12 protein-coding genes are annotated in these 12212 nt (G+C 67.1%); 5 read left to right on the top strand and 7 right to left on the bottom strand.

Annotated elements, in window-relative coordinates; all coding sequences use genetic code 11:
* Positions 1-24 precede the first annotated feature (24 nt).
* Positions 25-1083 carry a DNA (cytosine-5-)-methyltransferase gene (dcm, locus tag ABZ707_RS16895; RefSeq protein ID WP_360174542.1) on the top strand — a complete coding sequence of 353 codons (1059 nt, stop codon included), beginning with the start codon at positions 25-27 and terminating at the stop codon, positions 1081-1083.
* On the opposite strand, the gene ABZ707_RS16900 is transcribed toward dcm, so the two are convergent.
* The 4 genes from ABZ707_RS16900 to ABZ707_RS16915 all read right to left on the bottom strand — a co-directional run bounded on the left by ABZ707_RS16900 (position 999) and on the right by ABZ707_RS16915 (position 5773).
* Positions 999-1775, bottom strand: a complete 777-nt coding sequence (locus ABZ707_RS16900; protein ID WP_360174545.1) for a DUF3883 domain-containing protein — start codon at positions 1773-1775, stop codon at positions 999-1001. The two genes, dcm and ABZ707_RS16900, sit on opposite strands and share 85 nt — an antisense overlap.
* Positions 1756-3588, bottom strand: a complete 1833-nt coding sequence (locus tag ABZ707_RS16905; RefSeq protein WP_360174548.1) for a DEAD/DEAH box helicase — start codon at positions 3586-3588, stop codon at positions 1756-1758. The genes ABZ707_RS16900 and ABZ707_RS16905 overlap by 20 nt, the downstream gene beginning before the upstream one ends.
* On the bottom strand, positions 3585-5000 hold the full coding sequence (locus ABZ707_RS16910) for a transcriptional regulator (protein WP_360174555.1): 1416 nt from the start codon (positions 4998-5000) through the stop codon (positions 3585-3587). The genes ABZ707_RS16905 and ABZ707_RS16910 overlap by 4 nt, the downstream gene beginning before the upstream one ends.
* 89 nt (positions 5001-5089) lie before the next feature.
* Positions 5090-5773 (bottom strand): hypothetical protein, encoded by a 684-nt coding sequence (locus tag ABZ707_RS16915; RefSeq protein WP_360174558.1) that lies wholly within the window; start codon positions 5771-5773, stop codon positions 5090-5092.
* Between the two features lie 302 nt (positions 5774-6075).
* Here ABZ707_RS16915 and ABZ707_RS16920 point away from each other — a divergent pair, with 302 nt between their 5' ends.
* Positions 6076-6828, top strand: a complete 753-nt coding sequence (locus tag ABZ707_RS16920; protein ID WP_360174561.1) for a hypothetical protein — start codon at positions 6076-6078, stop codon at positions 6826-6828.
* 5 nt (positions 6829-6833) lie between these two features.
* Here the strand turns inward: ABZ707_RS16920 and ABZ707_RS16925 are convergent, their stop codons facing one another.
* On the bottom strand, positions 6834-7466 hold the full coding sequence (locus ABZ707_RS16925; protein ID WP_360174564.1) for an ATP-binding protein: 633 nt from the start codon (positions 7464-7466) through the stop codon (positions 6834-6836).
* A gap of 218 nt (positions 7467-7684) precedes the next feature.
* Here ABZ707_RS16925 and ABZ707_RS16930 point away from each other — a divergent pair, with 218 nt between their 5' ends.
* Together ABZ707_RS16930 and ABZ707_RS16935 are read left to right on the top strand one after the other, a co-directional pair.
* Entirely contained in the window at positions 7685-8530 is an 846-nt protein-coding gene (locus ABZ707_RS16930; protein WP_360174567.1) for a helix-turn-helix transcriptional regulator, read from the top strand.
* A complete protein-coding gene (locus ABZ707_RS16935) occupies positions 8530-8742 on the top strand; it encodes a DUF397 domain-containing protein (RefSeq protein ID WP_360174570.1) in 213 nt (70 codons plus the stop codon). The genes ABZ707_RS16930 and ABZ707_RS16935 overlap by 1 nt, the downstream gene beginning before the upstream one ends.
* Before the next feature lie 100 nt (positions 8743-8842).
* Here the strand turns inward: ABZ707_RS16935 and ABZ707_RS16940 are convergent, their stop codons facing one another.
* Complete coding sequence (locus ABZ707_RS16940; protein WP_360174573.1) at positions 8843-9931, bottom strand: zinc-binding dehydrogenase; 1089 nt, start codon at positions 9929-9931, stop codon at positions 8843-8845.
* A 338-nt stretch (positions 9932-10269) separates the two neighbouring features.
* Here ABZ707_RS16940 and ABZ707_RS16945 point away from each other — a divergent pair, with 338 nt between their 5' ends.
* Positions 10270-10575, top strand: coding sequence for a hypothetical protein (locus tag ABZ707_RS16945; protein WP_360174576.1), 306 nt, complete (start codon positions 10270-10272; stop codon positions 10573-10575).
* 164 nt (positions 10576-10739) lie between these two features.
* Here ABZ707_RS16945 and ABZ707_RS16950 read toward each other — a convergent pair whose 3' ends face one another.
* A complete protein-coding gene (locus ABZ707_RS16950; RefSeq protein ID WP_360174579.1) occupies positions 10740-12116 on the bottom strand; it encodes a DUF445 domain-containing protein in 1377 nt (458 codons plus the stop codon).
* Positions 12117-12212 lie beyond the last annotated feature (96 nt).

The raw sequence follows: 12212 nt of genomic DNA on the forward strand, positions 1-12212 counted from the left end.
CTGATAACGGGAGGCACCTACACGATGCAATCAGCCACTCATCTGCTCCGCGTCCCTAGCCTCACCAGCATTGAGCTCTGTGCCGGAGCAGGAGGCCAGGCGCTGGGGCTTGAGCGCGCCGGCTTCAGACACACGGCTCTCGTCGAACTGGATACCGACGCTGTCCACACCCTTCGCACAAACCGCCCCAACTGGAACGTTGTACCGGCAGATGTGCGGGACCTCACGGAAGGCGGTCTCCGCTCCACTGACAAGACCGTCGGGCTGCTGGCCGCGGGGGTGCCCTGTCCACCGTTCTCCCTGGCGGGCAAGCAACTCGGCGCGGTCGATGAACGCGACCTTTTTCCCACCCTGTTAAATCTTTCCGCACGTCTTCAGCCGACGGCGGTCATGGTAGAGAACGTCAAGGGCATCCTGCAGGGCAAGTTCGCGTCTTACAGGGGGGAGGTACTCGGCAGACTGGCAGCCCAGGGCTACCGCACGAGCTGGCGCCTGCTTCGTGCTTGCGACTACGGAGTTCCGCAGCTACGGCCGCGTGCAGTCCTCATCGCCATGCGCCCTGACGCCTTCGCGGCTTTCCGCTGGCCCGAGCCGACCTCCTGCCCCGAGACAGCCCCCGGGGTCGGCAGCGTTCTGTACGAGTCGATGGCCTCAAAGGGCTGGGAACTCGCCCGTCAGTGGGCGGACGAGGCGATGCGTATCGCACCGACCCTCTGCGGCGGGTCGCGCCGGCACGGCGGCGCGGACCTGGGGCCCTCCCGCGCGCGCCGCGCCTGGGCACAGCTCGGCATCAACGGTTCCAGCGTCGCTGATGAACTACCACTGCCGGGGGCATCGCTGCCTGTGAGGCTGACCATCGGGCAGATGGCGCTGCTTCAGGGTTTCCCATCCGACTGGAGATTCTCCGGCCGGAAGACATCGGCGTACCGGCAAGTGGGCAACGCGTTCCCGCCGCCAGTGGCCGAAGCAGTCGGCCGGAGCCTCGCCCATGCACTGACTCAGGCGGAGACCACGGCGGAGGACCGCATCCCCCACACAGACCGGGTGGAGACCGAACGGGCCGGCAGCAGCCTCCGTCCATGACCTGCGTCCAAGCCTGCTGTCAGCGCATGAGGCGGCACAACGAGCCGGGCGGATTCCCAGCGGCCGTTCCTGGACCGGTCCTCAGGGACAGCTGAAAGCAGCCACTCGCGACAGACGTCCGCCACACTCAGCGCGCACTCGTCGCAGCCGACAAGGACGGCAACCATCGCCCACTCAGGATCGGTCCGCATCACCTCATACTCATGTCGCGTGAGGTGAACAAGCAGGCGAGTTGGATCCGTAGTGGACTTGACCTCCACGTGCATGGATTTGGCGGTGGCCAGAACGGCTTCAACGTCATATCCAAAGGCATCCGAAATCGACGCGACATGCCGGACCATCAGTGCTCCACTGCTTCGCAGCAAATCCAGCACAGCCCGTTCCCCGGCCGCCCCGATTCGCGCTTTGACCTCTTCGGCAGCCTGGCTCCAGAGAATCCGGGGCACGGCAAGGGCCGCTGTCCCGTCGCCTAACTCGCTCCCGGTGATGTCCACCGCCGGCCGGCCCGAGGGCGTCACCATCCCGGTCCGTCTCAGCCACTCCAGCCCCTCAGAGTACTGAGCAGGTGTGAGGTCCGCGTATCGGGGGTGATGAGTGAAAAGCGCCCGCGCGCGGGTAACGCTGGCTATACGCAGATGCGCAAGCCAGCGCAGTGCCGCGCGGCGGGTGCCTTCACCGAGCGGCGATGGCATCGATATGACCCAGCAGTGCACGGACGTCCGCCATATCCATGCCGGCTGCGGCGGAGGGCTCTTCCTCAAGATCCGCCAGTTGCTGCACGGACGGATCGTCGAGAATCCGTCCCATGAATTCCAGCTTTTCCTCAAGCCTCAGTGCCACGACTTCGTCAATGGTGCCCTCGACCGCCAGAACGGTGACACGTGTCTCTGTACCGGGCGCGAGTCCCAGCCGGTGGATGCGGTCCAGGCTCTGGAGAAAGCGTCCCGCCATGAAGTCCCGGTCCACGTAGACCGCATCGTGACACACGTGATGCAGGCTGATCCCCTCGCCCAGGGTGGCGGGGTTGGACAGCATGACGTGGCAGTCCGGGTCTTCCCGGAAGCGGCGGATCTGCTCCTCACGGTCGAGCGTGCCACCGTGGACAACAGCGGGCTGGTACGCCGCGAACATGCGCTCCATTGTCGTGAGACTGCGGACGAAGGTCGTCCAGACCAGGGTCTTGCGGCCAGCCGCGGCGTTCTCTCCAACGATCTTGACGGCTTCCATGTACTTCGGGGACAGCTCATGCTGCGGAAGATTCCTCATGAGCGAGTACAGCGACTCGTTTTCGGGCACCTCAAGCGGCGGCACCTGGTACGTCAGGGGTTCGTACCTGCTCCCTCCCTCCACCAGCAGCGCGGGACTCGTAGCCGCCATGAGCAGGCGCAGCATCGCCTTGCCCAGGGCATCGAAATCTGAGCGCGAAGCCTCGGCCCGCGCGGTGAAGCGGCCCACCAGGGCGTCGTAAACCTCGCGATGCAGATCCGGCAGCTTCAGATACCTGATACGCGTCTGAAAGGGCGGCAGACCCAGTTCGTTCTTGGTTGTCCTGGTGAAAAGCGGACGCAGTACGGAACTGGCATGCGCAAGGTCTCCGCCGTCGACAGCCTGTGTAACAACACGGCGGCCATGGCCAGGCCACACGAACGACAGCAGGTTCTCCAGATCCTTTGCCCCGTTCGGGGCTGGCGTGCCAGTAAGGATGAGCCGACGCCGGCTCAGCGGGCCGAGGGCCATACAGGCGCTGCCATAGATCCCCCGCGCCCCGAGCTTCATCCGGTGGGCCTCATCGAGAATGATCATCGAAGGTACAGCGCGCAGCCAGGAGGCAAGCGCAGTGAGCGACTTGTCCAGACGCTCATAGTTCACGACGAGAATCTCAGCCCGGGGATCAGGGCTCTTTTCCATCACTGTCGTCAGCGGCGGCTCTTTGAAACACTGGCCACTCTCGAAGAGCCAGGACTCATAGGCAGACTTCGGGCTGACGACTAGGAGCCGACGGACCTCTCCCCTCTCCCGCATGGCCGCATAGACCGCCAGTCCGACACGTGTCTTCCCTGCTCCAGGGACGCTGAAATTGGCACCGTGCTGCATGGAGAGGAGCCGGGCGATATCCCTTCGCTGGAAATCGGTGAGGTCTGCCGACCAGCCCACGCCTAGCGCCTCTACGACCGCGCCATCGTCCAGAGCTGTGGCCGTGCTGGGCTCTTGCAGAAGCCGCTGCTCGGCCTGGTCCGCATCATCAAGGACGCTGGTGACCAGCGCAAGGAGCTCGTCCTCCCAGGCGACAGACTCCGGGTATGGCCAGTCAGCGAGGACGTCGATACCGACCAGAAAGTCGTCAAGGGACAGTTCAAGGGTGAGCGGGCCACGCTGGCCGCCCGCGGGGAAGCGGGCGGCCAGGCGGGTCAGTTCCATCCGCAATGGCTCATCGGCGCGCAGCACGGCCTTGGTGCGCGACACATCGAAGCCAATCCGCAGCGACGGTTCTGCCGACAGGGTCACGACTCCTCCGGACGCAGTGCATCCAGCAGCCAGGCAACGCCGTCACCAGGCACTTCAATACTCTGGGCAGCAGCGTGAGCCAATTTGTCCAGGCTGGCCTTCAACTTGAGTACAGCCTCGTCAAATGTCTCTTCGTCAAGGCTGCGTGATGCACGGGCGAGCGCCATGTCCGTAATGCACTGATCGATGTCCTGACAGGCATCATTGAGGCGATCGGGCGCGGCCTGCTTCCTCTTGCGTACGCGGGCGTCCTTGCCCGCTGGTTCAAGCGCGTCTTCAAGTGCACGGTGGGCCTGCTGGAATACCGCTGCGGCCTGCTGGTGCTCTGCGGCGGAAACAATATCGACGGCTCGTTCAACTGCTTTGGCCCGGAGGACTGTGTCGGTGAACGCACGGGCAGCTGCTACCCCGGGCACAGCAGGCCTGACCGCCCGGTTGATACCAGGAATCTTGCGCTCAGCAGTCTCCCCGGGCGCAGCCTTGAGGTCTTCCGGCAGTCGCTGCTCCAGGTAACGTGTCCGGAAGTCAGCCTCAATAAGACGCAGGTCTGTCTTGGAGAACTCCAGCACAATCGCGGCCAGCCGGCTCTCCTTCAGCAGGTCTGCCTTCTCCATGCTGACCTTTGACATCTTGCTGTACGCACGGTGCAGTTCCCTGAGCCTCTCCTGAGCGCCCTCGAAGTCCATCAGCCGGAGCTGCGCCTGCCCCGACTTGGACCGCTCAGTCAGATCCTGGAGGCATGAAAGGACCCACAGGTCCTGTGCTGCGGTGTCCTTGCGGATCCGGAACCCCCTTGCGATGTCCGCCAAATCACGCCCGGCACCCACTTCCTCCTCGATCGTCAGCAGCCGGTTGATGTAGGAGTAGGGACGACGCGTGTCGTGCCTCAGCTGCAGAGAGAGTTCGACCGCGTTGACGTCAGCCCAAGTGCAGTCATCTGGCAGCACGCCCACCCTGATGTAAGCGACGCCCAGTTCCCGTAGAGCTGCCGCACGGGTGTTGCCATTGACAAGAATGCCGTCCCGCGTAATGAGGCCGGGATCGTTCTGCTTGAAATCCTTGAGGCTCGACTTGAGTTCTTCGAAATCCTTATCCCGTTTGGCCGGATCGGACGGATCGGCCTGGAGCAGGTGGCGCAGGTAGTCCTGGCTCTCGTCCGTCCAGGGGTCGGCATCCAGAAGCTGATCCCTCGCCGGGTCAAAGGTCCGCTGCGCACGGATGCGATGCGTCCCCGGGTTGTAGTAAAGAGACTCCACCGGCATATCAATGACCTGGACGACCAACGGCCGTGTACGCCACTCGACTGTCAGGGTCTCCTGGAGGCCCGAGCCCGCTGCTAGCTCCTTAAGGCGCTGCTCGACCAGTTCCTTGTTCTCGGCCGCGAGCGGCGGCCGGCCGAAGGTGTTACTCATTGTGTGTTCGTTCTCCTCAGACTGCGTCAAGGGCAACAGATGGCGCGGTGGGGCCGCGGCGAAGCGCGACCCCACCTCATGGGGCCGGTTCAGGAAGCGGGAAGCCCGAGAGCCTCACGGACCTTGGCCCGCGACTCCGCCGGCAGCAACCGGTACTCAGCCCACAGCCGTTCGACGTCACTGAACTCACGCTTGTCTTTGGACACCCACTCGGCAAGCATCTTCTGCTCAAGCCCGCCGAGGTCCGCGATGCCTGCCAGCACAGCTCCGAGGTCTGTTGACTGCCCCCGTCCTCCCACACGGCAGCGATTGCACTCGGCCACCAGCTCCACCTTCTCGCCACCCGAGGGCTGCTTCACCGTGCGGCGGGCGATGTCCAGCTGAGCAGACTCATACGAGCCGGCGTAGGTCTCGCCCGGAGCGATCCCGCAGGAGCGGCAAAGGTGTCCGTCCTTCGCCAGCACGTCGCGGCGCTGCGTCTGAGTCACCGTGACGCCCGACTTAGTGGCCTTCCCTGGCTCCCACACTGGCGCGCCCTGCTTCACGAACCGCTGCTCATGCTGGCCAAGCGTCAGGTCTTCCCTGTGAGTGTCGATCTGCCAGCCGTAATCGCGCAGGTCGCGCACGCGGCGGTCAGCCTGGCTGATCCCAGGGAAAGCCGCCTTGACGTCTTCCTTCGTGAAGATATTGCCCTCACCGATGACAGTGACCAGCCACAGGGCAGCGCTCTTCATCGTTCCGTACTTCGGATCCGTCCACGACGGCAGTGCCATCACGTTCCCCTTACGTCAGGCGACAGGTATAGGTGCCACACCAGAACGAGAGGGTCCCCCCACGGAAGCTGCTCCGGCGAGCACCTAACCATTGCCCGGGAGCGGGCATTAACGCCAGTGTTCAGCGGGTTTCGAGGGGGAATGGAAAACTTCCGCATCTACCGGGAGGTCACGGACTGACGCAGAATCAGAGGTGCGTATCGCTGCGCCTCCGCCTGCCCAGAGGGATCACAATGCCGCCCAGACCACGCCGGAACCGCAAAGATCTCCCGCCAGATATCACTGAGCCTCACCGGAAGTTCGTGACGGCGCTGCGGGAGGTGTGCGAGTGCAGCAGCCGCACCCAGGCTGACATCGCTCGACGCGCGAACCAGGCGCCGACGACGCTCTCCAACCATCTCAACGCTGGACGAGTGCCCGAGCCCCACCTCCTTGAAGGTTTCTACAAGGTGGTTCAAGAGGATGCCCTGGAGACCGGGCGCGTTCTGCCGTACCCCCTCAGCGCGTTGCTGGAAATGCGCGCAGATGCCCTGAAAAAACACTGTGTGTGCTGCACCGTTGGCTACCCCGCTGGTGACCAGCAACCTGAAGAGCCGGCTTCACACACCGTTCAGCCTTCCTTCCGCAAGCCGCAGCAGACCGACCACCATGCCGACGCACGCCAGATTTCCGGCGCCCAGGCGCAGACGAGGGTGCCGGTCCCCCTCCAGGACGGGGACCGGCACCCCAAAACACATCTTGAGGAAAGGATTGAGGAGACGTGGGCCGAACTCGGCACCTTGCGCCGTTACCTCTCGGAAGGCCGTGACCGGGACGCGTTCATCGTCCTGTGGAGTGCGGCCACAACACTCCCCTCACGCGATCTCCCGGCGGTCGTCACCGCTTGCCGCACGGCAGGACTCAACGAGGAGGCCGACACCGTCCTTGCCAGCGCCGGCAGGCGCGACGCCCAGGCCGTGCTCAACATCGCGTCCGTCTTCCATCACAGGCATCTGTATGAGGACGCGGGTCTTATCCTTACCGCCGCCGCCGAGTGGCAGCGGAAGCAGAGCTGATCAGCTCATACGATCCCGGCTTCCGCCTCAAAATGCATCCGCGCTCTGCCGAGCAAACCGTCTGGGTCGCCACCCTGAGCAGCGACCCAGTGCAGCAAGTCCGCGATGAGGTCGGATGCCGAGTCTTCGAGGAGCTGAGCGGAGCAGCCCTGGAGTAACGCCGGCGCACCGATCGCACTCCGGTACCGCGCCAGGACTGCTTCCGCCCGCACTACTCGCCGGCGATGTTCCTCCGGGTCGGCGGAGAGTTCATACCAGACGGCTTTCCCCGACGCGGTGAGCACCGCCCCCAAGTCGACGGCCATCCCAGCGAGGAGGTGCAGCCCACGACCGCATTCTTCGTCGCACCCCGCAGAGATCTGCGCCGGCAGCTCACCGCTCTTGTCATGCACTTCGATCCGCAGACGGTCTCCGGCCGCCTCCAGTACGAGAGTTGCCGCCGCCCCTTCCCCCACATGCTTGATCACGTTGGTCGCCAGCTCGCTGACGACCAGCTCGGCTTCTCCGGCAAGTACCTGCAGCGCCCACTCCGTTAGCTGTTTCCTGACCATTCCCCGCAGTCCGCGCACCACCGTCGGCACGGCCTCAAATGGCAGCACGCTCCGGCACTGAACGCCGCTGTCTCTGTTCCCGGACATGCCAAATCTCCCTCCCGCGCCACGCCGGCACTGCGCCTGCCGTGTCTGCACGACCACACTGCGTAGCTATCCCGCTGAAGTATGGCAGCGAGAAGTCTCTTTATGTAACTTCTCACCGATATCGCAAGGGTGAATCTGCTGGTTCCTCAACGTCGCTTCCGTGTGGCCCTGTTGGCTGGGGCAGCGAATGGCCCGTAGCGGAATGGAAGGCTGCTCCCATGTCAGTGAGGACAACGACCCGGCGGCGGCAGCTCGGCGCGATGATGCGGAAACTGCGGGCGGGCAAAGGCATGACGCTGGAGGAGGCCGGCCGCCTGGTCGGGGTATCGAAGGCGACCGTCAGCAGGTATGAGACCCAGGAAGGGCCGGTGAGATGGCCCATCGTGGATGCTCTCTGCCGCGAGTACGGCGCCAGCGAGGCTGAGCGCAATGCCGTGGTCGCGCTTGCGAGGGACGCCAGACAGCAGGGCTGGTGGAGGGCCTTCGCCAGTTCCATCCCGGCGGACATGAGCCTGCTGCTGACGCTTGAGGACGAGGCAGTACGGGAGGACCACTTCTCCTGTGTCTATGTACCCGGCCTCCTGCAGACCCGCGGATACAACACCGCCATCCAGCAGGCTAACGAGATGCGGCTCGCCCCGGACGAGGTCGAGCGTCTCGTCAATATCCGCATGAAGCGGCAGGAGATCCTGGGCCGTTCCAGGCCGCCTCACTTCTGGGCGGTCCTCGACGAATCGGTGATCCGGCGCGTGGTCGGGTCACCGCACGTCATGCGCGAGCAACTGACCCGCCTCCTGGAAGCCAACGAATCGCCGCATATCACCCTGCAGATCCTCCCGTTCGCGAAGGGGGCACACGCTGCGGCGTTGGGAAGCTTCGTCATTCTGGGCGGCGTCGAACCATCCCTCGACGTGGTCTACGTCGATCTCCACGTGGGCTCCGTCTTCATGGAGAAAGACGAAGAACTGGACAGGTACCGGCTTGCGTTCGACTATCTTCGCGCACACGCGTTGGGGGCGGCTGCCTCATCGGCCATGATGCAGCGTGTGCGCGAGGAGTTGTGATGGTTCCGGCAGACCAGGCCCAGTTCCCGGAGGTCCTTGTGTGGTTCAAGTCCTCGCACAGCGGCGGCAACACCACGGAGTGTGTCGAGGCTGCTCGGCTGGCTGGCGGAGCGGCCGTGCGGGACTCGAAGGATCCCGGCGGAGCCCAGCTCGTGTTTCACCGTGATGCGTGGGCAGGGTTCGTCGGCGCTGTGCGGAACCGCCGGGTGTAGTCCCCGCTGTCGGACACACACCGGCGGAGTGGGCGAGCGCGCACCCCTTCCCCGTCGCGTCGGCCCCCGCCCCCGCGTCGTCCAGCAGGCCGGTGGGGCGTCAGGACGGGGCGCCGGGGGTCAGGATCGTCTTGCCCGGGAGTGCCCGGTGCTTCAACCCGCTGTGGACCTCGGCCGCTTGGGTCAGCGGGCGGACATGGGGCGGGGGCTGGTGCAGGGTGCCGCTGTGGACGAGGTGGATCACCGCCGCCGCGGCGTCCGCCACTCGGGCCGGGGCCAGGTGCGCGATGCCGTCGACATTCAGGCCCATGACCGACTTGGTGTCCTGCCAGATCAGGTCGCCGGACAACGGTTCGTCGACTCCGCTGGCGCCGCCCACGATGACCAGGCGGCCGAACGGAGCGAGATCGTCGAGCGCCTTGCTGCGGAGATGGCCGCCCACCGGATCGACGGCCACGTCGATGCCCCGCCCGATGCCCAGTCCGAGCCCCTGCCCGATGCCCAGTCCGCGGACCTGCCCCGGTTCCTGCCCCGCGTCCCGCTCCGGGTCCTGCCCCGGGCCCGGTCCGGCCGGAGAGTCCGGCAGTTCCATGGCCGTGATCACCTCCGTGCAGCCCGCCTCCAGCGCCGCGCTCCGCTTGGCCGCCGAGTCCGTACCCAGTACGCCGATGACGCGGCCCGCGCCCAGGACTCGTGCCAGGCCCGCGGTGATGCCGCCGAGTCCGCCGCTCGCCCCGAGCACCAGGACGGTCTCGCCGGGGCAGATGCGTGCCAGGTCGTGCAGGGCCATCCAGGCGGTGACGCCGTTGGACAAGGCAGCGGCTACGGCCGCCAGGTCGGCGTCGTCGGGCAGAGGGACCGCCAGGTCCGCGGCGGCGACGGCGACTTCGGCGTAGCCGCCGGCGCGCGCCGTGCGACCGAAGTCGTTCAGGAGCGCGGCCACCGGCCGGCCGGGGCGCCAGCCCTCGACCCCGGGGCCGGTCCCGCGCACCCGGCCGGTGACCTCGATGCCCGGGACAAACGGCAGTGGCATCGGCACGATTCCCTCGCGCAGCAGCGTGTCCACGAAGCCGACGCCCGCGTACTCGACATCAATGGCGATCTCCCCGGGGCCCGGCCGGGGCACCGGGATGTCCGCCAGCCGCAGGACGTCGGCCGGACCCGTCTCATGGACGACGATCGCGCGCACGTGTCTCTCCTCGCCCTTGTCGCCCTTGCCGGAGGACCGCCCTCGCCCGGACGGCCACTGTCCACGTCACAGCCGCCCGCCGGGTGTACGGCCTCTCCCTCCATCCTCCGTGTCCCCTCCGCCATGGGCATTCCGGCGGGCCGAATGACCATGGAGAGTGGAGAGCCGTAGCGCTCACGGCCGCCGCCGGACCGGCCGGACAAGACATCCCGGACGGGGTACGGCATCGGGCTGCCGCCGGGCCCGGATACGGCGCGGCCCCCGAGGGGCGCGGCGCGGCGTGTCGTTAGGCTCGATGACGTCCAGATCGGTTGCAGACGGCAGAGGTGGCGACAGCGATGGCAGAGATTCCGGCAGCGGCCGTGGCGGCGAGCGGGCTCGTCGGCGGGTACGGGGTCGCGCGGTGGACCAGGAAGCGTCCGCTCGGCGGGGTCGCGCTGGCCGCCGCCGGGGCCGTGGCGGCGCGCCAGTGGCAGCGGAGCAGCGGGACGAAGGCCGCGGTCGGACTGAGCGCCGCGTATGTCGCCGCCTTCGCCGGATCGCACCCGCTCGCCAAGAAGGTCGGGGCCGGGCCCGCCGTGTTCGCGGTGGCCGGCGGGGTCGCGGTCGCGTCCTGGGCGGTCACCCGCAGAGCCGGTTCCTGACCGGCGGCCCGCCGGCGGCCGGGACCGGCCGGCCCCGAGCCGCGAAGCCACGCCGGGGTTCTGGCCGCTGATCAGATTGCCGTCGCCAGGCCGTTACCCACCCCGGCCTGCCCACCCCGGCCTCGCCGGCGCGTCACGCACCCAGGCCCGCCCCCGCCGGTGCGTCACGCGCCCAGGGCGCGCGAGACCGTATAGATCAGCAGACCGGCCAGAGCGCCCACCACCGTGCCGTTGATCCGGATGAATTGCAGGTCACGACCGATGTGCGCTTCGATCTTCTTGGATGTGTCACCGGCGTCCCAGCTCGCCACCGTGTCCGAGATCAGCGAGGTGATCTCGCCTCGGTACGTGGACACGACATACGCGGCCGCGTCCTCGATCCAGCCTTCCAGCTTCCCCTGCAACCGGCCGTCCGTCGCGAGTCTGCTGCCCAGTGACAGCAGCGAGGCCCGCGCCCGCAGGCGCAGTTCGCTGCGGTCGTCCTCGGCGGCGGACATGATCATGGCGCGTACGGAGGACCAGGCAGAGGCGATGATGTCCTGGACCTCCGGGCGCGACAGCAGCTCGCCCTTGAGCCGCTCGACCCGGGCCCTGGTCTCGGAGTCCGACTGGAGGTCCGTGGCGAAGTCGCCCAGAAAGCGGTCGATGGCGCCGCGCGCCGGATGGCCGGGCATGTCGCGCATCTCCGTGACAAAGCGCAGCAGCTCCTTGTAGACGCGGTCACCGACCTTGCGGTCGACGAACCGTGGCGTCCAGCCCGGCGCCCCGCCCTGGACCGCGTCCACGACCGAGTCCCCGTGCTCCACCAGCCAGTCGTGCGCGCGTGAGCAGATCAGATCGACGGCCCGGTGGTGGGCGCCGTCCGAGACGATCTTGTCCAGGGTCTTGCCGATGCCCGGGGCGATCTCGACGGCGTTGGCGCGGCGGGTGATCGCCTCGCCGACGACCGCCTGGACGTCCGAGTCCCGCAGGACGGTCAGCGCGCCGCGCAGCGCCGTGGACAGTTCCGCGGTGACCCGGTCGGCGTGGGCGGGTTCGGCCAGCCAGGCGCCGAGCCGGCCGCCGATGCCGAGGCCCCGCAGCCGGGCCCTGACCACATCGGCGGAGAGGAAGTTCTCCCCGACGAAGGCGCCGAGTGAGGCGCCGAGCTGGTCCTTCTTGTTCGGGATGATCGCGGTGTGCGGGATGGGCAGCCCGAGCGGACGCCGGAAGAGCGCCGTCACCGCGAACCAGTCGGCCAGCGCGCCCACCATGCCGGCCTCGGCCGCCGCGGCGACATAGCCGGGCCAGCCGCTCACGCCGGAGTCCCTCGCCCAGGTGGCGAGCGCGTAGATCACGGCGACGAGCAGCAGCAGGCCGGTGGCGGTGGTCTTCATGCGGCGGACGCCGCGCCGCTTCTCCTCGTCGGCGGCGGTGTACGAGAACGAGGCCAGCGGCGAGCGCCCGCCGGACGCGCCGGAAGACCCCGGCTCCCCGGCGCCCGCGCCGGCCTCCGCCCCCATGCCGGACTTCGCCGTTTTCTCCGGATTCCTGCGTTCCATCCGCTCCACCCGTCCGCGTCCGCGTCGTGACTCAGATCCACCCGTGGCCCACTCGTACGCATTGTCTCTCCCAGGTGGACTCCCGAGGCGGATGCC

The sequence above is a fragment of the Streptomyces sp. NPDC006923 genome (assembly GCF_040635655.1).
Classification (GTDB): domain Bacteria; phylum Actinomycetota; class Actinomycetes; order Streptomycetales; family Streptomycetaceae; genus Streptomyces.